This is a genomic window from Halomonas sp. H2 (assembly GCF_050215315.1).
In the GTDB taxonomy this organism is placed as follows: domain Bacteria; phylum Pseudomonadota; class Gammaproteobacteria; order Pseudomonadales; family Halomonadaceae; genus Vreelandella.
The window spans coordinates 1,912,178-1,931,945 of the sequence record NZ_CP189760.1 but is presented as its reverse complement, the minus strand read 5'-3'; the positions used below and the strand labels follow the sequence as shown (position 1 = coordinate 1,931,945).

Sequence of the window (19,768 nt, the reverse complement as noted above, 5' to 3'; positions counted from 1 at the left end):
GGTTATGCAGCCTTTGGCAGCGAATGGAGAGAATAAAATGCCTCATGCGGTAATACTGGATGCGCAGAGCCTCGGCCCCGAGATCGACTTAACCGCAATTGAAGCGTCGGTCTCACGCCTTGAGGTGTTTGAGCAAAGCACGACTCAGCAGGCGCTTGAACGCCTCGCCAATGCGGATATTGCAATTGTCAACAAAGTTGTATTGGACGCCGACACACTGCAGCAGCTGCCCAAGCTGCGGTTAATTTGTGTTTTGGCCACAGGGCTTAATAACATTGATCTTGAAACCGCCAAAGCCCAAAACATTGCGGTTAAAAACGTTGCAGCTTACGGCACCGCCAGCGTTTCCCAGCACACGTTGATGCTGATGCTTGCGCTGGCTAACCGGCTTCCCCGCTACCAACGCGATGTGGCCGCTGGCGAGTGGCAGCGCAGTGCTTTCTTCTGTTTACAGGACTACCCGACGCTACAGCTAGCGGGTAAACACCTTGTTATGGTCGGACAAGGCGAATTAGGCTCTGAAGTGGCACGCTTGGCCGAGGCCTTTGCAATGCGTGTGACGTTTGCCGCTCGCCCAGGTAACGAGGCCAATGATAAGCGCCCCGCCCTAGACGAGCTGCTACCTGACGCCGACATAATTAGCCTGCACTGCCCGTTAAGCGAAGCGACCAAACACTTGATTAATCGCGAACGTTTAGCTCGTGTTAAATCATCGCTGTTGCTGGTCAACTGCGCCCGGGGCGGTGTTATCGATGAAGAAGCTGCATTAGAGGCGCTGCGTAGTGGCAAGATTGGCGGCTTGGGAGTCGATGTGCTCCCCGCTGAACCACCTAGAGAAGGACACCCACTGCTGGATGCCCTAAGCGAGCCGCTTAACTTAATCGTCACACCACATAACGCCTGGATAACCCCCGAAGCACGGCAAAACATTGTGAGCCTGACGGCGCAAAATATTGCCGACTGGCAAAACGCTTGAGCACTGCGTATTAGTGAGTGGCGAAATGGTCAGGGGCGCGGCATTGATCCAAAATTTCAAGTTCAACATGGGTTACCCGCGCGCCCTCTGGACCTTGCCATAGCCATTCACTCAATCGTTTCACCGCGTCGGGGTGCCCGCACATCAGCACCTCAACGCGTCCATCGGGCAAATTTTTGGCGTAGCCCGTAATGCCGTGCTTAAGCGCTTGCTCTTGAGTCGTTCGGCGATACCAGACGCCCTGCACCTTGCCAGTGACCAAAGCATGTACGTAGCAGTCGGCCATACTCTCCTCCTCACTCCGCTAGCTCAAAAACTTAGACAAATTCATGCTTAATCAGTATCGCACTATTGCGCGGGATGAGCTTACGGCCACGACGCAATAATAACGAACGGGTAAATGCCGCGCCAAATAGCAGTATTAGCGAGCTGTAATAAACCCATAGCAAGATCATCACGACCGACCCTGCCGCGCCGTAGGTCGACGCCGTGGCCGTATAGGCCAGATAAACCGCGATCACACTACGACCCAACGTGAATAGCACGGCAGTCACAAAGGCGCCAATGAGCACGTCCTTCCAACGCAATACCACATCGGGAAGGACTTTAAAAATAGTTGCAAAGAGCAGGGTCACCATGGCGACTGAAATAAGCGACTCAAGCGTGGTAGTAAAAAGGCCCGCGAACGGGAATAAATTGTCGGCAACGAGCAGCACCCCTCGCAGCACAACGCCCAGCACTAATGAAACGAGCAGTATAAATCCTATTGAGAGCACGACTGTCAGCGATAGCAATCGGCTCTTAATAAAACGTAACGCGCTGTTGGAGGTGGGCTTCGCTGTTACACCCCAAATAGTATTAAGCGAAAACTGCATCTGAGCGAAGACCGTCGTGGCGCCAATCATCAGCGCTCCGATGCCTAGGATGGTCGGCATTAAACCAGACTCTTCTACCCTCGATTGAGCGACGGCGTCTTGAATAGCAATCGCGGCATCCATCCCTAACGTGCCCTGCAACTGGGCCACTATCTGGCCTTGAGCTGCTTCTTCACCCATCACAACGCCGATGACCGTGACGGCAATAATAATGGTCGGTGCCAGTGAGAAAAGCGTATAAAACGCCAGCGAGCCCGCATAGCTAAATGCGTTGCGCGCAAGCCATAGTGCAGTAGCATCTTGTACCACGCCCCACCAGAAATTAGCCGTACGCTTAATCATGATCACTCCCTGTGTCGTTGTTAACGAGGCGTTTTTTAAACGTTATCAATAAACGTTTCCAAGCATACCTAACCACAGCGTTCAGCGCAGTTTTCTGGTACGTTGTGCCCTCCTATTCGGCCACTCATAATGGCTCACTCATATCGCCAAACGAAAGGAAGCTTGGATGGCCACTGATATTGCGCACACTGCCAACGCCTGTGACTTCGACTGCTTGGTATTTATTGGCCGTTTTCAGCCCCCCCATCTGGGGCACTTGGCGATTATCCGCGAGGCGCTAAAGCGTGCGCGGCAGGTGATTGTACTGGTGGGCTCTTCCTGGCAGGCGCGTTCGTTGCGAAATCCATGGCGGTTTGAAGAGCGTCAAGCCATGCTCCGGGCAGGCTTTGATGACGCTGACAACCAGCGCTTAGAAATCACACCGCTGCTGGATGCCCTTTACAACGACGACGTGTGGGTGCGGGACGTGCAGCGCAAAGTACGCAATTTGGCCGCGCCTGCCAATGCCCGACTACCGCGCATTGGCTTGATCGGGGCTAGCCGAGGCCTATCCAGCTACTATCTTTCGCTCTTCCCACAGTGGGAATCGGTAAGTGTACAACCCGTGGAAGGTATTTCTGCAAGCCAAATCCGCGAGCGCTTGTTCCGCTCCTCTGGCGCAACCAATGACTATTTAACTACCGGGGCTTATCACGACTTACCGCCTGGCGTGGTGGAAAGCGTGAAGAAGTTTTGCAAAATGAGCGCTTACCATCAGCTGCTTGAAGAGCAGCGACTTCTGGATCAATACCGTCTGGCCTGGGCTCAAGCGCCCTACCCGCCAATTTTCGTCACGGTTAACGCCGTTGTTGTTCAGTCTGGGCACGTATTACTGGTACGCCGCGCGGCCGCACCGGGCAAAGGACTTTATGCGCTGCCCGGTGGTTTTATTAATCCCCACGAGCGCTTACTGGATGCCTGCTTACGAGAACTACGCGAACGCTTGCGGTTAAAAGTCCCTGAACCAGTGCTTAAAGGCTCATTACGCGGCCAACGTCTATTTGATGAGCCACATCGTAGTTGGCGTGGGCGCACCCTGGCAGAAGCGTTCTATTTTGCCTTACGCCCCGACCAGCAGCTACCCACCCTTAAACCCGTTAAAGGCGGTGACCACGCACGCTGGGTAGCGCTTGCCGACCTTGAGCCTGACAGCCTGTTTGAAGACCACTTCTTTATTATTCAAAACTTTTTGGGCTTACCGGCCGATTTCGGCAGCTAGGTTACGCGTCAGGCTTGTAGAAAGTCACGCGGCAGCTTCATCATCTGCCGCCACAAACGCTCCACACCAGGCTTATGCACCATCGAGCAGCGGTATAAGCGAATTTCCAGGGGAATATCCCAGCTCTGATCCCCCGCTCTTACTAAGCGGCCGCTCTTTAACTCTTCACGAATACAAAAATCAGGGATCCAAGCCACGCCAACGCCCTGTAACACCATTCCTTTTAACCCTTCGGCCATGGCGGTTTCATACACGGTGCGCAACTTCATACGCAGCGGGTCATTCTTTAGCAGCATGCGTACACTGCGGCCCAAAAAAGCGCCCTGAGTGTAGGAAAGATAGGGAATTGACGCGTCATGTTGGAGTGAAAACTTCGGCTTGCCCTGCTCGTCTGGCAGTGAAACGGGCAGCATATTGACCTTGCCAATTGAAAAAGACGGAAATACTTCGGCATCTAACTGCATGGTGGCAAACGGGTCGTAATAGGCGAGCATCAAATCACAATTGCCCTCGCGCAGAACATGAATCGCCTCTCCCACGTTCATCGCAACCAGCCGCGTTGGTAGTTCACCCAAGCCTTTCTGTAAGCGGGAAATCCAAGGCGGATAGAAACTTAACGCCAACGAGTGCGCCGCGACAATGTCCAGGGCCTCATTAGCAATAGACAGTCCCCGTAGATGGCTAAGTGATTCATTTAACTGCTCGACCAGATTGCGCGCGGTGACCAAAAATAGCTGCCCTTCTGGCGTTAAACCCACCGGCGTGGTTGAGCGGTCTACCAGGGTGACATCGACCGCCTGTTCCAGGGCGCGGATACGTCGACTAAAGGCTGGCTGCGTCACGTGGCGTTGTCGCGCGGAGGCTGAAAAGCTGCGCGTATTGGCGAGCGCAACGAAATCTTCTAGCCATTTTGTTTCAAGATTCACCTGATGACTCCTTGTCCCACCTATTGTACAGTTTTTATTACGCCATCTCGGCTATTGAACAGGCGCCATTAAGTACGCAGCACGCGAGACGACTTTCATCCACATCGAGCGCTGGTTAATTTCATCGATGGTCACACGACGGCACTGCTCAAAATCTTTTTCTAGCATCACCTGCACGCTGGCAGCAAAATCACTGCTAGGAATAAACGCTGTAATTTCAAAATTTAACCGAAACGAGCGATTATCCAGGTTGACGGTACCTACCGTGGCCGCCTCTTGATCTACCAACATGACTTTTTGATGTAGAAAACCAGGGAGATAACGGTATATTTTAACGCCTGCGCGTAGCATGTCCGGCAGAAATGAGAACGCCGAAAGGAATACAAGCAGGTGATCTGGGCGTTCAGGAATCATGACACGCACGTCCACGCCGCGCATTGCCGCTAAACGTAGCGCATCTTGAACTCCCTGGTCGGGAACAAAATAAGGACTGGTGACCCATAGGCGCTGTTTGGCACTATGAATGACCTGTTGGATCAGCAAACTGGCCGTGTCTTGGCGATCAGCTGGCCCTGAAGGCACGATCACAACGTGATGATCCATGCTCGGCGACATCTCCGCCCTCCAGTTTAAACTGATAACCTCATCGGTGGCCCAGTGCCAATCCTCCCAAAATGCCTCCTGCAAACCCAGCACGCTGGGGCCTTCGAGCATTAAATGTGTGTCCCGCCAAGGCCCGTGGCGTGGATCTTCGCCCAGGTATTCGACGCCAACATTAAAGCCACCTACCCAGCCTTCTCTGCCATCGATGACGGTTACTTTACGGTGATTACGGAAGTTAAGCTGAAAGCGGTGTTTCAACCCTCGCGAAGAGCGGAAAGCGCTAACGGCCACGCCCTCGTTAACTAAATCATTCAGGTAACTGCCACTTAATTTGCGGCTGCCTACCTCATCGTAAAGAAAATACACCCGCACACCGCGCTGGGCGGCACGCTGCAAATGGCTTTTCAAGCGCTGCCCAAGCGCATCGTTGCGGATAATAAAAAACTGCAACAACACATACTGTTCAGCACGGTCAATGCCGTCAAAAAGACTCTCAAAGGTCGCTGGGCCATCAATCAGTAACGTAGCGTGATTGCCATGAGTCAGCGGCATCATAGCCAGTTGCTCGACCGCCTGAATATCCGCGTTGCTCGCAGGCGCAATGTAGGGCTCCACATTGGCACGATAACGCACGAGCACCCGGCGCAATACGCTATCGCGCTGACCGCGGGCGGATACATAACCATAAAACCGCGGGCGGCCAAAAAACCAGTAAGCGGGAAGCGCCAAATAGGGGAAAGTAAGCAGTGATATAATCCATGCCACAGCGCCCTGGGAGGTACGACTAGACATGAGTGCCATAATGGCTGAAACGATACCCATTAGGTGTATCAAAAAGATGCTAGTCCCTAGCAACCAGGAGGTCATAGTAGCGTCCTCATAAAGCAAGGGCCTCGCCGTCAGCGAAGCCCTGTGCGTTAATGCCTACTCCATGCTACCCAATCTATTAAGCCGACTGGGCAATAATCTCTTTCCACTTGGCAGGCCCAGTTTTGTGCACCGATGTGCCTTGGCTATCAACAGCAACGGTCACGGGCATATCCTCTACTTCAAATTCGTAGATTGCCTCCATGCCTAAGTCTTCAAATCCGACCACCCGCGACTTCTTGATCGCCTGGGCAACCAGGTAAGCCGAACCACCGACGGCCATTAGGTACACAGCTTCATTGTCACGGATAGCATCGATAGCGGTTTGGCCACGCTCTGCTTTACCGACCATGCCAAGCAGGCCGGTCTCTTCCAGCATGGTGCGGGTAAATTTATCCATCCGCGTGGCGGTAGTGGGGCCTGCCGGGCCGACAACTTCATCGCCAATCGGGTCTACCGGGCCGACGTAGTAGATAAACCGCCCTTTCATATCCACCGGCAGCGGTTCGCCTTTGGCCAGCATATCGACCATGCGCTTGTGGGCCGCGTCACGACCCGTTAGTAGTTTACCATTGAGCAGCAGCGTATCACCGGGCTGCCAGGTTTTGACCTCCGCCGGCGTCATGGTATCAAGATTAACGCGCTTGACGTTCTCGCCCGCTTCGCGAGTGATTTCCGGCCAATCTTCAAGTCTCGGCGCTTTTAGCGCTGCGGGGCCTGAGCCATCCAGCGTAAAGTGGGCATGACGGGTCGCTGCGCAGTTAGGAATAATCGCGACGGGCTTGTTGGCCGCATGGGTCGGATAGTCTTTGACTTTGATATCCAGCACGGTCGTTAAACCACCTAAGCCCTGGGCACCGATACCGCTCTTATTAACCTTATCGAACAGCTCCAAACGCAGCTCTTCGGCACGGTTGCTCGGCCCGCGGGCCTGCAGATCCTGAATATCGATAGGGTCGAGTAGCGCTTCTTTGGCGATCATCATCGCCTTTTCAGCGGTGCCGCCGATGCCAATCCCCAGCATGCCGGGCGGGCACCAGCCAGCACCCATTTTCGGCAGTTGCTCCATCACCCAATCAACCACGCTGTCTGAGGGGTTGAGCATGGCAAACTTGGATTTTGCTTCACTGCCACCGCCCTTCGCAGCAACGTGAATATCGACGCTGTCACCGGGTACAATCGAATGGTGAATAATCGCCGGGGTGTTGTCTTTGGTGTTGGCACGTTTGCCGTCTGGGTCCGCTAGTACGGACGCACGTAAAACATTATCAGGCAGCAAGTATGCGCGACGAACGCCTTCATTGACCATGTCGTCCAGGCTCATGTCCGCTTCCCAGGTCACGCTCATGCCCACGTGAACAAACACGGTGACGATGCCGGTATCCTGGCAAATGGGACGATGCCCGGTGGCGCACATTCGCGAGTTAATCAGAATTTGAGCGATTGCATCTTTCGCTGCGGGATTCTCTTCACGCTCATAGGCGGCCGCCATGGCGTCAATAAAATCCTTAGGATGGTAGTAAGAGATGTACTGCAGAGCATCGGCAACGCTTTGAATAACGTCGTCCTGGCGAATCACGGTCATGGACTAAAAGCTCCTAGGTTATCGTCTAGTCTGCGGCTTTCTTCTCTCGCGCTTACGAAAGTGCCGTCTTAGGTGGGGCAAGTATACCGTATTGCCCCTTTGGCGGCAGCACTCCCCGGCAACGATCTGATGACTCAGGCTAGAGCTTTCGTCGAATAGCACTGCCAACCAAGATAACGGTATAAAAACCCCGCAATAGCATTGCCATCCAGAGTGACAACTAGGCGGCGTTCTACCCCAGCGCCAGCTGTTTCTCTTGCATCTGATGGAGCTGGTCACGCAGTCGCGCCGCCTCTTCAAACTCCAGATTTTGCGCTGCTTCAAACATGGCATCTTCAAGCTTACTAATCGCGCCCAGCAGGTCATGGTGACTCATCGTCGCCAGATCATACTCAGCGGCACTTTCCGCCACCTTGCGTTCGCTGCCACGCCGCCGGCTGCTCTTCTTACCCGGTGCCTGGGCGGCTTCCAGAATATCGGCCACGGAGCGCGTCACAGTCGTCGGCGTAATACCATGCTCTAGGTTGTGTTCGGTCTGCTTCGCCCGCCGCCGCTCGGTTTCATCGATGGCTTTGCGCATCGAATCGGTAATACGATCACCGTATAAGATCGCTTTACCGTGGGCGTTACGGGCAGCCCGGCCTATCGTTTGTATGAGCGAGCGCTCAGCACGTAGAAAGCCCTCTTTATCCGCATCCAGAATCGCCACCAGCGAGACCTCAGGGATATCCAACCCTTCGCGCAGTAGGTTAATTCCCACCAGCACATCAAACTTCCCCAAGCGCAGATCGCGAATGATTTCGACCCGCTCGACGGTATCGATATCCGAGTGTAAGTAGCGCACACGAATACCGTGCTCATCGAAATATTCGGTTAGATCTTCAGCCATGCGTTTGGTTAGCGTGGTCACCAGCACCCGCTCTCCGACTGCGGTGCGCAGGCCAATTTCTGACAGCAAGTCGTCTACCTGAGTGCTTGCCGGGCGTACTTCAATTTCAGGGTCCAACAGCCCGGTGGGACGCACGACTTGCTCAACCGTTTGACTGGCGTGCTCACCTTCGTAGCGGCCAGGTGTGGCAGAGACAAAAATAGTTTGCGGAGAGATTGATTCCCACTCCTCAAACTTCATGGGCCGGTTATCCAACGCCGAGGGCAGCCGAAAACCATACTCGACCAGCGTCTCTTTGCGTGAACGGTCGCCCTTATACATGCCGCCTACCTGGGGCACGCTGACGTGGGATTCGTCGATAAACAGCAGTGCATCGTCGGGCAGATAATCAAAGAAAGTCGGCGGCGGCTCGCCTGGTGCTCGGCCCGAGAGGTAGCGGGAGTAGTTTTCGATACCGTTGCAGTAGCCGAGCTCCAGCATCATTTCAATATCGTATAACGTGCGCTGTTCAAGACGCTGTGCTTCTACCAGCCGTTCGTGCTTACGCATCCACTCAAGGCGCTCTTTGAGCTCCTGTTTAATCGCGTCAATCGCACCCAAAATCGTTTCCCGTGGGGTGACGTAGTGCGATTTAGGGTAGATCGTCATGCGCGCCACTTCACCCCGCACGGCCCCGGTCAGCGGATCGAATAGGCGGATTGTGTCTATTTCGCTGTCAAACAGCTCCACCCGAACCGCCTCTTCGTCAGAATCCGCGGGGAAAATATCGATGACGTCGCCGCGTACCCGGTAGGTGCCACGGCGGAAATCCATATCGTTACGGGTATATTGAAGCTCGGCCAAACGGCGCAAGAAGGCGCGCTGGTCAATTAGTTCACCGCGGGTGAAGTGAAGACGCATCTTTAGATACTGGTCGGGATCACCCAAGCCGTAAATGGCTGAAACAGATACCACAATCAGCGCATCGCGACGCTCAAGTAGCGCCTTGGTTGCTGACAGACGCATCTGTTCGATATGGTCGTTAATCGAGGCGTCTTTCTCAATAAACGTATCTGACGCAGGCACGTAGGCTTCGGGCTGATAATAGTCGTAGTAGGAAACGAAATACTCGACCGCGTTATCAGGAAAAAACGCTTTAAATTCGCCATACAGCTGCGCCGCAAGGGTCTTATTGGGTGCCATTACAATGGTCGGGCGCTGCTGCTGCTCAACCACATTGGCCATGGTGAAGGTTTTGCCCGAGCCTGTTACCCCCAGCAAGGTTTGATGGGCGAGCCCAGATTCCAGGCCACTAATCAGCCCTTTAATGGCGGCAGGCTGGTCGCCAGCAGGCTGAAATTTAGACTGCAATCGAAAGGCTTTGCTCATCGTTACTCCTGAAGGGAAGGAAAATTAAACGCGAAAAAACTAAACAAGCCGTGTCGCGATCTCAACCGTTGATTCAGTCATCAATCGCTGGATGGGGCAGCGATGACTAATATCTTCAAGCCGAGCGCGCTGCTCAGGGTCATCAATACCGTGCAGCGTTAAGGCTACCTCTAGTTTGTAGATACCCTTTTTTTCCTGACGGTCATCGCGCTGAACGGTGACGGTAATACCCTCAAGCGGCCACTCCTTACGCTTGGCGTACATCTGTACGGTAATCGCTTTGCAGGTGCCCAAGGCAATGTCAAAATAATCATGCGGGTCAGGTGCGCTGCCCTCGCCGCCCATGACGGGCGGCACATCGGCGTAAAGGTCTTCTAAACCGTTGACCTCAACGCGCTGCCTAAACACGTGGTTACGCTCGCTGATTACGGTAATCGGTGGGTGCATTAGGATACCTTTACGCCTAACTTGAGTTTATCGATGGCATTGATCAGGGTTTCGCGTTTCGCTTTGCCGTCTACATCGGCACCGTGGCGGCCGACTTCAGCACTGTCCACGCCCTCTAACATCATCAACGCCGTGGTGATTTTATTAACCTGCTCGACGGTCTTTACACCTTGAAATGTTAACGATTGCTGCGCCATACCATATCCCTGCCTGTTGACCTGTGCAAAACTCATACAAGGCAAAGAGTCTAGCACGCTAATGGTGCCTTGCAATTAATGCCCACTGCCCACACCTAATGGCTAACGAGTTTAGTCTCTAGACTATTTAGTCACCGGCACTTCCCCACCTTTTCAGGAGTTTTTATGGCGACCGTTTCCTCTAGCAATGCCACCTTTGGCAGCGTCCGCCTAAGTCACCTTGCTGCGTTAGATGTGAAAGGTGCGGACGCTGAAAAGTTTCTTCAAGGGCAAACCAGCGCCCAGGTCAGCTTGGCAGATGGACGCTTTGCCCCGCTCACCTGTTTCTGTACCCCTAAAGGACGGATGCTGGCCAACGCGCAGTTGTTACGTTTGGGCGATGAGCATTTCCGCTTGCTGCTTAGCGCTACCCTATTAGACAGCTTAGCCAGCCATCTTAAAAAATTCGCCGCCTTTTACCGAGCTGAATTGGTCGCCCTGCCCGAGCTAACCTTTATCGGCGCCAGCGAAGAGGCCCAGGCGCTGGCTGAAGCGTTTGAATTAGCGCTACCCAAGCAAGTAGCCACTCATACCAGCGCTGGCCAAACCTGCGTACTACGCTGTCCTGGTGAGGCACCACGCTGGCTATTGTGTTTCGAGCACACTAGCCAAAGCGCTCTGACATCAGTTAAGGATGATGAAGCTAGCCGCAACGCTTGGCAGCTTGCAGATATCCGCAGCGGACTGGCATGGTTAACCGATGCCCAGCAGGATCATTTCCTTCCCCAAATGCTTAACTGGGAGGCGCTTGGCGGCATTAGCTTTAAAAAGGGCTGTTATACCGGGCAGGAAGTGGTCGCCCGGGCTCACTTTCGTGGACAGGTTAAAAAGCGCTTAATACGCGCCAGCGTAGAGACGACTGCGCTGCCGCTAGTAGGCGCCAGCTTGGTGAATAGTGATGATAAAACGCTAGGCGAAGTGGTTATCAGCGCTTTTAATGAGCAAGGCTGCGTTGAATTACTCGCAGTGATGAGTACCAAAGTGGCTGAAGAAGAAACGCCACTCTTCTTGGCAGGCGCCCAAGCGACCCTGCTTACATTACCCTATACCATTGAGCGCGTTGATCCCGAGCAACTAGCCATTAGCCTCAATAGCTAGTTTAAAGGTGCTAGGTTTCAGGATAGTCAAAGCCGAACAGCGCCGAGGCGGTGGCGCTGCTGTGTACTGCGACTTGGTCTGTGGTCTGGCCGCGAAGCTTGGCAACTACCTCACACACCTCAACAACTCGGCTAGGTTCATTGCGCTTGCCCTGGTAGCCGCTGAGCGGCATATCAGGGCTGTCGGTTTCCAGCACATAGCCGTCATCGGGCAACGCCTGCACCGTTCGCTGTAAGCGCCGAGCCCGCTCATAGGTTACCGCACCGCCCAGGCCTAGCTTAAAGCCCAGGTCGAGAAACTTGGTCGCTTGCTCGATTGAGCCAGCGAAGGCATGAATCAGCCCCGCTTGGGGAAGCGCAAGCTGGCGCAACCGCTTAGCGACTTGATCATTGGCCTGGACACAGTGAATAACGACCGGCAGCGCATGCTGCTTGGCCAGTTTTAACTGGGCGTCAAAGTAGTGCCACTGAGCGTCAAGCGTATCGGTAAAGCGACCGTCGAGCCCGCACTCCCCAACTGCTACAACTTCAGGATGCTCCTTTAACAGTTGATCAAGCGCGGCTACATCCACTTCGTGATGCTGATCCACAAAGTAAGGGTGCAACCCCAGGCAAACCCATGTATCGGCGCGTTCGGCTAGCGCCAGCACTTGCTGCCAGCGGGAACGGGTCGTTCCAGGCACTACAAAGCGCGCCACGCCCACTGCCTTTGCCGCCTCAAAGAGCGCAGCTCGATCAGCATCGAACTGGGCAAAATCGAGATGGCAGTGAGCATCAACTAGCATGGGCACCCAGACGTTTTAAAACAGGCATTTAAAAAATTAGTGCTCGCGGGTAGGCTGGAAACGAATATCCGGCCAGCGCTCCTGGGTCATCTGTAAATTAACCCGGGTCGGCGCGATATAGGTGAGAAAGCCACCGCCATCAATGGCCAGGTTGTTGCTGGCCTTACGCTTAAACTCTTCCAGCTTTTTAGCATCTTCGCAGTAGATCCAGCGGGCAGTCTGTACATTGATCCCTTCGTACAGGCAATCAACCTTGTACTCTTCTTTAAGCCGGTGGGCGACCACATCAAACTGCAGGGTGCCCACGGCACCGAGGATCAGGTCATTGTTGTCAATCGGCATAAAGACCTGGGTCGCGCCTTCTTCTGAAAGCTGCTGCAAACCTTTCTGGAGAGCCTTCATTTTCAGCGGGTCTTTCAGCCGCACGCGCTTGAATAGCTCTGGGGCAAAGTGCGGTATCCCGGTGAAGCGCATATCCTCACCCACGGTGAAGGTATCGCCGATCTGAATCGTACCGTGGTTATGTAAACCGATAATATCGCCTGGCCACGCCTCTTCCACCTGAGAGCGGTCGGAGGCCATAAAGGTCAACGCATCGGCAATTTTGACATCCTTACCAATGCGCACGTGGCGCATTTTCATATTCTTTTCGTACCTTCCCGAGCAGACCCGCAAAAAAGCAATGCGATCACGGTGGTTGGGATCCATGTTGGCCTGGATTTTAAAGACAAAGCCGGTAAAGCGCTCATCGCCAGCAGTCACCTCACGAGTGTTAGTTTCGTGAGTTTGGGGCGGCGGTGCATATTCAACGAAACCGTCCATCATCTCGCGTACCCCAAAATTGCCCATGGCGGTACCGAAATAGACCGGCGAGAGCTCGCCGCGACGGTAGGCGTCCAGATCGAATTGATGGGAGGCACCGCGCACCAGTTCTACCTCCATGCGCAGCTCTTCAGCCTGATCTTCTCCCAGCACGGCATCGACTTCGGCACTGTGTAAGCCTTCAATCCGCTTATCGTCGGGGATTCGGCTCCCCTGACCCTGGGTGTAAAGATGCACTACGTCGTTATAAAGGTGGTAAACACCCTTAAAATGACGGCCCATTCCGATAGGCCAGGTCATCGGGGCGCACTGGATATTCAATACCGTTTCGACTTCATCCATGACCTCAATGGGGTCTCGAATATCACGGTCCATTTTATTGATAAAGGTGAGGATCGGCGTGGTACGCAGACGGCACACTTCCATCAACTTGATAGTGCGATCCTCCACGCCTTTAGCGCCATCGATCACCATCAGTGCAGAGTCAACTGCCGTCAGCGTGCGATAGGTATCTTCAGAAAAGTCTTCGTGGCCGGGTGTATCCAGCAGGTTAACGATGCGTCCGCCGTAGGGAAACTGCATCACGGAGGTGGTAACAGAAATCCCCCGCTCCTGTTCCATCTTCATCCAGTCCGAGGTCGCGTGGCGGTCATTACGCTTACTCTTTACCGATCCGGCCATCTGAATAGCATTGCCGAACAGCAGCATCTTTTCGGTGATCGTGGTTTTACCGGCATCAGGGTGCGAGATAATAGCGAAGGTCCTGCGAAGATCAGCTTCGCGGGCTAATTGAGTATCTTTCATTGTGCCTCTTCGAATAGGTAATCTCAGCGCCGCGCTCAATTAGCAGCTTTTAACTAACTAGCCACCGCGCAATGAGCAATTTCCAATGTGACGATTGTAACGCTTGGAGACGGCTGTTGTCGCGGGCGGCATCAAGGTTACCCACCCTGAATACAGACCAAAAAAACGCTGAACAAGTCAGCGTTTTTAACAATGATCAGAAACGATCAGCTCTAAATGGCGCCATATCAATGGCAGTAGGCTGTCTCTCCATCATATCCGCCAACAGCAGCCCTGTCGCAGGCCCTAACGTAAATCCTTGATGACCATGCCCGAAAGCAAGCCATAGGCCGGGGTGTCGCGGCGCGGGGCCAATCACTGGCTTCATATCCGGCAAGCACGGCCGCGAGCCCTTCCAAGGCGCTTCATCGCGGCGCTCGCCTAGCGGAAAGAGGCTGCGCGCGACCTTCTCAGCAGCAGCCAATTGTTTGACATCAGCAGGCGCATCCAAATGGTCAAGCTGCGCCCCCGTGGTCAGACGCACGCCTGCATTCATCGGCGCCAGCAAGTAGCCCACTTCTGCATCCATCACCCAGTAATTTAGCTTGGCTGCTGCCTGTGGTGCGTAGTGCATGTGATAACCGCGTTTTACAAAGGTAGGAAAATGATAACCCAACTCTTTCAGCCAACTTCCTGCCCAGGGCCCTAGCGCCACAACGACTTCATCAGCCTCTAATGTTTCAGCGCTGGTATGAACCTGCCAGCGGCTCCCCACCTGCTGAACAGACTTAATATCTGCCTGCAGAATACGTCCGCCATCGTTGCTAAACGCTTGCGCATAGGCCTCTACCAGCGCGCCTGGGTCGGCCACTGTCCAGGGATCAAGCCAATGAATCGCGCCCATGATCGCGTCACTCAGATTAGGCTCTTTGGCTAATAACGCGGCCCTATCCAATTGTTCAAACTGAACGCCATAAAGGCGGCGTGCCTCTTCAGCATCAGTTAACCGTGCCGCCAACTTTTCAGGGCTACGGTAAAGCTCAAGCCAGCCCTGTCGGCGCACCAAGTGTTCAGCTCCTGCGGCCTCAATCATCGGCCCATGGGTCGTCAATGAAAGCTGAATCAACGAAGCGTATTCGGGGACAATTTTCTGATAGTTTTTCGGCGACGAGTTCATCCAATAGCGCAACAGCGGAGAGGCTGCGTTAACCATACCCGCCGGGCGATAGCGAATATCTACCCGGCGATTAGGCAATACACTTAATAGCGTTTTAACGTCGCGGGGAAAAGGGTATGGCCTTACTGCTTCACGCTGGATAATGCCCGCATTGCCAAACGAGGTCTCTCGGCCAGGCTCAAGGCGATCCACCAGAGTAACGTCGTGCCCACGTTGACGTAAATGCCACGCAATACTGACACCGACCATGCCCGCTCCTAAAACCACCGTTTGACGCGCCATTGTGATGCACTCCCCACTGCCTGTTCTGAATTGCCATTGATGAATAATAACTCTTTGAAAAATATCACCAAACCACTTGCTTTAACATAGTAGATAACGCTATTTTAGTTTCAAAAAACAGCAATTATCACTGTTAAAAGCCAAAAAGGATAACAACACTATCAGCGGGATAGCATCTTCTTAGCGGTAGCTTTTAGTTAATGTCTTCAGCCCACCCATTGCGACACCCATGCTAGTGCGTCGCAAAACCGTGTCGTCTTTGCTGCGATGACACACAAGCAAAAGCCAGAAACGCGAAAATCCCTGACAAGGGCATATAAATTTTAAGGAGAATATATGGAAAATCAGAAGGAGAAATAAGAGAGGGAAAGAGATAGAAGCGAGGCTAATGGGGTGGATGATGGGACTTGAACCCACGACCACCGGAGTCACAATCCGGGGCTCTACCACTGAGCTACACCCACCACAACCTAAAACTGGAAACGCAAATATTGTCACTGGGGTGGATGATGGGATTTGAACCCACGACCACCGGAGTCACAATCCGGGGCTCTACCCCTGAGCTACACCCACCATAGACAATCTTACGTAATATGCTTGAAGATATGATTCTGACAGGTTGTAACCACTGAATTAGATGGCACGCCCAGCAGGAATCGAACCCGCAACCTACGGCTTAGAAGGCCGTTGCTCTATCCGGTTGAGCTATGGGCGCACATAAAGCATTCAGAAGTAACGAATACTGATGAGCACAGACCACAACCAAAGCTTGGAAAAGCAAACTACTACCTTTCGCGTTAAGCGTGGTCGGGATGGAGGGATTCGAACCCCCGACATCCTGCTCCCAAAGCAGGCGCGCTACCAGACTGCGCTACATCCCGAATTATCACTCTTAGACGCTACCGCATGGCCCGTCTCAAGCGAGGCATATATTACTATTTTTAATTTTAAAGTCAACCATTAAAGTGATTATGAGTTTAGACGCTTTGCCTAGATGCCCTGGCATGCGAAAATTGCCGCCTTTCAAAGGCACTGATGCGTGAGCACATAATTGCTCCAGCCTTTTCCATGTCCATGTCTACAGGGATTCCACTACATGACTGCCCAACTAATCGATGGCAAAGCCATCGCCGCGTCTGTCCGCCAACAGGTTGCCGAAAAAATCGCCGCACGCCGTCAAGCTGGCGGACGGGCACCGGGACTAGCCGTGATTGTGGTTGGGGACGATCCCGCCTCTCAAGTCTATGTCAATAATAAGCACCGCGCCTGCGAACAAGCGGGCATTGTCTCTTTTCAACATGCGCTACCTTCCACAACCTCTCAGCTTGACTTGGAAGTCCTTGTCGATCAGCTCAACAACGACCCTGCCGTAGACGGCATCCTTGTTCAACTGCCGCTGCCTAAGCACATGGACGCCAACCCCATTTTAGAGCGGATTCGCCCTGACAAGGACGTCGATGGCTTTCATCCTTATAACCTCGGCCGCTTAGCCCAACGTATGCCTGCGCTGCGCCCCTGCACACCTAAAGGCATCATAACACTGCTGGCGCAAAGCGATATCGCGCTACGCGGCCTGGATGCCACCGTGGTGGGTGCCTCTAATATCGTCGGCCGCCCTATGGCACTGGAATTGATGCTAGCGGGATGCACCACCACGGTATGCCACCGCTTTACCCAAAACCTTGAGGATCACGTTAGACGTGCTGACATTGTCGTCGTCGCGGTGGGCATACCGGGGATTGTTAAGGGTGATTGGATTAAACCCGGAGCTGTCGTCATTGATGTCGGCATCAATCGCCAAGCAGATGGCAAATTAATCGGCGACATCGATTTTGTGGCCGCCGCCGAACGCGCCAGCTTTATCACCCCGGTGCCGGGTGGCGTCGGGCCGATGACGGTCGCAACACTGCTGGAAAATACGCTGGAAGCCGCTGAGCAGCATGACACGGCACCCCACGCTTAATTCAACCCCACCCACCTCTTTATGCAGGAGCATTGCGCAGTGAAGCGTATTGGCATTATTGGCGCGATGGCGCAGGAAGTAAGCACGCTGGTGGCCCAGCTAGACAACCCGCAACGCTATGAACACGCGGGTTTTGTGTTTCATACCGGCACGCGTTACGGCCTTGAAGTCATCGTACTGCAATCAGGAATTGGCAAAGTCAACGCTGCGGTGGGCACGGCTATTATATTAGAGCGTCACCAACCCGATGCCATCATCAACACCGGGTCAGCAGGCGGATTTGCCACCGATTTAAATATTGGTGACGTGATTATTTCAGATGAGCTGCGCCATCACGATGTTGACGCCGTGGTATTCGGCTACGAAATGGGTCAAGTACCCGGCATGCCCGCGGCCTATCTAGCAGATACACAGCTACGCAACGTCGCGCGTAACGCCATTGCCTCGCTTGGCGAAGTCCAGGTACGCGAAGGCATGATCGCAACAGGAGACGCCTTTATGGCCAACCCTGCCCGCGTAGAAGCGACCCGCGCCCAGTTCCCCACTATGCTCGCCGTTGAGATGGAAGGCGCCGCGATAGCCCAAACCTGCTATCTCTATGGCTGCCCTTTCGTGGTCATTCGCGCACTCTCCGACATCCCCGGCAGTGGCGACAACCACCTTTCGTTTGATCAGTTCCTGGCAATCGCCGCCGACCACTCATCGCGTATGGTTGATCAAATGCTGAAGCAGCTTGGCAACGCTTAATAGGATTTACTAAACGCTTGATGCCGCCGACGTTAAAGCGTCGGCGGCATCAATAAACGACCTTATTAATGATCTTATTAACTATCCTTTTAGCGCCCAGCTAAGCGCTTCTCCCGCCAGGAGGGGAATAATTTTCTCACCCTGGGCATAAGCGTAGCTTTCGGGCAGCGTCCATTCGCGCCGCTCTAGCGTGACGGTATCCGCATTAGGCGCAAGCCCATAAAAACGCGGCCCGTTTAGGCTGGCAAACGCTTCAAGCTTATCCAACGCGTTCATTTCATCGAAGGCCGTCGCGTAAAGCTCAATAGCTGCAGGCGCCGTGTAGGCACCGGCACAGCCACAGCTTGACTCTTTGGCACCCTGGGAGTGAGGCGCGCTATCGGTACCTAAAAAGAACTTATGGCTACCGCTGGTAGCCGCTTTTAGCAGCGCCTGGCGATGCTGCTCACGCTTTAAGATGGGTAGGCAGTAATAATGCGGACGGATCCCGCCCACCAGCATTTTGTTGCGATTAAACAGCAAGTGGTGCGCGGTAATCGTTGCTGCAATCGTATCGGGGGCCTGGGCTACAAACTCTGCTGCCTGCTGGGTGGTGATATGTTCAAACACCACTTTTAGCGTCGGATGACGTTCAAGCAGTGGCTTCATGACTTTTTCAATAAACACTGCTTCACGGTCAAAAATATCAATCTCTGCATCGGTGACTTCACCGTGAACCAAAAGCGGCATACCCACTTTAACCATCATCGCGATTGTGGCGTCACAAAGGGTCAAGTCGGTGACACCCGAATCAGAGTTGGTGGTGGCCCCAGCAGGATAAAGCTTAACCGCTTTGACAATGCCACTTTGCGCGGCACGCTCAATTTCTTCAGGCGGCGTGGTATCGGTGAGATAAAGCACCATTAAAGGTTCAAAAGCACTGCCCGCCGGCAACGCGTCTAAAACACGCTGGCGGTATGCCAACGCCTGAGCCGTGGTGGTCACCGGAGGCGTTAAATTAGGCATGATAATAGCGCGCCCCATTTGGGCCGCGGTATGACCTACTACCGCTTTTAGCGCCTCATCGTCGCGCAAATGCAGGTGCCAATCATCGGGGCGGGTCAGTGTTACTATATCCACATTATGTCCTTTAACCGCGGCTGGGTCTGTGATGGAGTTAAGTCGTTGTGCTGACGTCAAATCAACAAAAAAGGGTTCGTACAGTATACGCCATTGGGCGATTGGATAAATCCGCCGCCTAAGCCCCACAGCTTTGCCCAAGTGTCGTATCATGACGGGGCTTTTTTACTGGCAGGTTTCAGCGGCAAGGAACAAGTTGTTTATGCAGAATGTACGACGTTACGCGGATATTATTGCCAGCCTGGAAGGTGTGATGTGGCTAAGCCTTGCTTGGTCGATTTCGCTCTCCGTTCATATCGGCAGCACTGAACCCACCCTTGCCAGCCTATTGGCAATTGGCGCTCTGGTATTCTTTAGCTGGGCCCATCGGCCACTGCGCTATTTGCTGCGCCGATATCACATCCGCAAACGACGCACGGATATGTGGATACATACCCTGGCGCTGCCGCTGCTACTGGCGATGTTCTTCCATATCATGCTCAACGCCTTACTGGGCAGCGCCTGGCTGCCGCCAAAAATACTGCTGTTCAATATACTGGCGACGGCAGGCTGGACCACCTATGTCATGACGCTATTTATTAAGTTTGTCATTCACGGCTTTAAAGCTAAGGCGAAGTAAGC

The 19,768-nt window shown here is 53.7% G+C and carries 18 protein-coding genes and 4 tRNA genes; 6 read left to right on the top strand and 16 right to left on the bottom strand.

From position 1 onward, the window contains the following. Nucleotides 1-37: 37 nt before the first annotated feature. On the top strand, nucleotides 38-976 hold the full coding sequence (locus ACQE2I_RS08935; protein WP_427031295.1) for a D-2-hydroxyacid dehydrogenase: 939 nt from the start codon (nucleotides 38-40) through the stop codon (nucleotides 974-976). Between the two features lie 10 nt (nucleotides 977-986). Here the strand turns inward: ACQE2I_RS08935 and yccX are convergent, their stop codons facing one another. Next, nucleotides 987-1,262: an acylphosphatase gene (yccX, locus tag ACQE2I_RS08930; RefSeq protein WP_427031294.1), complete on the bottom strand. Its 276-nt coding sequence runs from the start codon at nucleotides 1,260-1,262 to the stop codon at nucleotides 987-989. Nucleotides 1,263-1,293: 31 nt separating this feature from the next. Continuing rightward, a complete protein-coding gene (locus tag ACQE2I_RS08925; RefSeq protein ID WP_427031292.1) occupies nucleotides 1,294-2,193 on the bottom strand; it encodes a YihY/virulence factor BrkB family protein in 900 nt (299 codons plus the stop codon). Between the two features lie 166 nt (nucleotides 2,194-2,359). Here ACQE2I_RS08925 and ACQE2I_RS08920 point away from each other — a divergent pair, with 166 nt between their 5' ends. After that, a complete protein-coding gene (locus ACQE2I_RS08920; RefSeq protein WP_427031291.1) occupies nucleotides 2,360-3,451 on the top strand; it encodes a bifunctional nicotinamide-nucleotide adenylyltransferase/Nudix hydroxylase in 1,092 nt (363 codons plus the stop codon). 8 nt (nucleotides 3,452-3,459) lie between these two features. Here the strand turns inward: ACQE2I_RS08920 and ACQE2I_RS08915 are convergent, their stop codons facing one another. The 6 genes from ACQE2I_RS08915 to ACQE2I_RS08890 all read right to left on the bottom strand — a co-directional run bounded on the left by ACQE2I_RS08915 (nucleotide 3,460) and on the right by ACQE2I_RS08890 (nucleotide 10,333). Beyond that, nucleotides 3,460-4,377, bottom strand: a complete 918-nt coding sequence (locus ACQE2I_RS08915) for a LysR substrate-binding domain-containing protein (protein ID WP_427031290.1) — start codon at nucleotides 4,375-4,377, stop codon at nucleotides 3,460-3,462. 51 nt (nucleotides 4,378-4,428) lie between these two features. Then, on the bottom strand, nucleotides 4,429-5,847 hold the full coding sequence (cls, locus tag ACQE2I_RS08910) for a cardiolipin synthase (protein ID WP_427031289.1): 1,419 nt from the start codon (nucleotides 5,845-5,847) through the stop codon (nucleotides 4,429-4,431). 79 nt (nucleotides 5,848-5,926) lie between these two features. Further along, complete coding sequence (locus ACQE2I_RS08905; RefSeq protein ID WP_427031288.1) at nucleotides 5,927-7,432, bottom strand: fumarate hydratase; 1,506 nt, start codon at nucleotides 7,430-7,432, stop codon at nucleotides 5,927-5,929. A gap of 232 nt (nucleotides 7,433-7,664) precedes the next feature. Further along, entirely contained in the window at nucleotides 7,665-9,689 is a 2,025-nt protein-coding gene (gene uvrB / locus ACQE2I_RS08900; protein ID WP_427031287.1) for an excinuclease ABC subunit UvrB, read from the bottom strand. Between the two features lie 39 nt (nucleotides 9,690-9,728). Then, complete coding sequence (locus ACQE2I_RS08895) at nucleotides 9,729-10,136, bottom strand: OsmC family protein (protein WP_427031286.1); 408 nt, start codon at nucleotides 10,134-10,136, stop codon at nucleotides 9,729-9,731. After that, complete coding sequence (locus ACQE2I_RS08890) at nucleotides 10,136-10,333, bottom strand: hypothetical protein (protein WP_427031284.1); 198 nt, start codon at nucleotides 10,331-10,333, stop codon at nucleotides 10,136-10,138. Before ACQE2I_RS08890 ends, ACQE2I_RS08895 begins: the two co-directional genes overlap by 1 nt. A gap of 165 nt (nucleotides 10,334-10,498) precedes the next feature. Here ACQE2I_RS08890 and ACQE2I_RS08885 point away from each other — a divergent pair, with 165 nt between their 5' ends. After that, nucleotides 10,499-11,470 carry a YgfZ/GcvT domain-containing protein gene (locus tag ACQE2I_RS08885; RefSeq protein ID WP_427031282.1) on the top strand — a complete coding sequence of 324 codons (972 nt, stop codon included), beginning with the start codon at nucleotides 10,499-10,501 and terminating at the stop codon, nucleotides 11,468-11,470. A 10-nt stretch (nucleotides 11,471-11,480) separates the two neighbouring features. Here ACQE2I_RS08885 and ACQE2I_RS08880 read toward each other — a convergent pair whose 3' ends face one another. The 7 genes from ACQE2I_RS08880 to ACQE2I_RS08850 all read right to left on the bottom strand — a co-directional run bounded on the left by ACQE2I_RS08880 (nucleotide 11,481) and on the right by ACQE2I_RS08850 (nucleotide 16,199). Next, a complete protein-coding gene (locus tag ACQE2I_RS08880; protein WP_427031281.1) occupies nucleotides 11,481-12,254 on the bottom strand; it encodes a TatD family hydrolase in 774 nt (257 codons plus the stop codon). 36 nt (nucleotides 12,255-12,290) lie between these two features. After that, nucleotides 12,291-13,880: a peptide chain release factor 3 gene (locus ACQE2I_RS08875; RefSeq protein WP_427031280.1), complete on the bottom strand. Its 1,590-nt coding sequence runs from the start codon at nucleotides 13,878-13,880 to the stop codon at nucleotides 12,291-12,293. Nucleotides 13,881-14,076: 196 nt separating this feature from the next. After that, a complete protein-coding gene (locus ACQE2I_RS08870; protein ID WP_427031279.1) occupies nucleotides 14,077-15,318 on the bottom strand; it encodes an NAD(P)/FAD-dependent oxidoreductase in 1,242 nt (413 codons plus the stop codon). A 389-nt stretch (nucleotides 15,319-15,707) separates the two neighbouring features. Then, a tRNA-His gene (locus ACQE2I_RS08865) sits at nucleotides 15,708-15,782 on the bottom strand. Nucleotides 15,783-15,816: 34 nt separating this feature from the next. Continuing rightward, a tRNA-His gene (locus ACQE2I_RS08860) sits at nucleotides 15,817-15,891 on the bottom strand. Nucleotides 15,892-15,956: 65 nt separating this feature from the next. Beyond that, nucleotides 15,957-16,033 (bottom strand) — tRNA-Arg (locus ACQE2I_RS08855). Between the two features lie 89 nt (nucleotides 16,034-16,122). After that, a tRNA-Pro gene (locus tag ACQE2I_RS08850) sits at nucleotides 16,123-16,199 on the bottom strand. A gap of 215 nt (nucleotides 16,200-16,414) precedes the next feature. Between ACQE2I_RS08850 and folD the strand changes: the two genes are divergently transcribed. Both folD and mtnN read left to right on the top strand, forming a co-directional pair. Then, nucleotides 16,415-17,281, top strand: a complete 867-nt coding sequence (folD, locus tag ACQE2I_RS08845; protein WP_427031278.1) for a bifunctional methylenetetrahydrofolate dehydrogenase/methenyltetrahydrofolate cyclohydrolase FolD — start codon at nucleotides 16,415-16,417, stop codon at nucleotides 17,279-17,281. A gap of 39 nt (nucleotides 17,282-17,320) precedes the next feature. Further along, a complete protein-coding gene (gene mtnN / locus ACQE2I_RS08840; protein ID WP_427031277.1) occupies nucleotides 17,321-18,028 on the top strand; it encodes a 5'-methylthioadenosine/S-adenosylhomocysteine nucleosidase in 708 nt (235 codons plus the stop codon). Nucleotides 18,029-18,109: 81 nt separating this feature from the next. On the opposite strand, the gene pyrC is transcribed toward mtnN, so the two are convergent. Continuing rightward, a complete protein-coding gene (pyrC, locus tag ACQE2I_RS08835) occupies nucleotides 18,110-19,147 on the bottom strand; it encodes a dihydroorotase (RefSeq protein ID WP_427031276.1) in 1,038 nt (345 codons plus the stop codon). Nucleotides 19,148-19,349: 202 nt separating this feature from the next. On the opposite strand from pyrC, the gene ACQE2I_RS08830 reads away from it, so the two are divergent. Then, entirely contained in the window at nucleotides 19,350-19,766 is a 417-nt protein-coding gene (locus tag ACQE2I_RS08830) for a hypothetical protein (RefSeq protein ID WP_427031274.1), read from the top strand. Nucleotides 19,767-19,768: the final 2 nt, after the last annotated feature.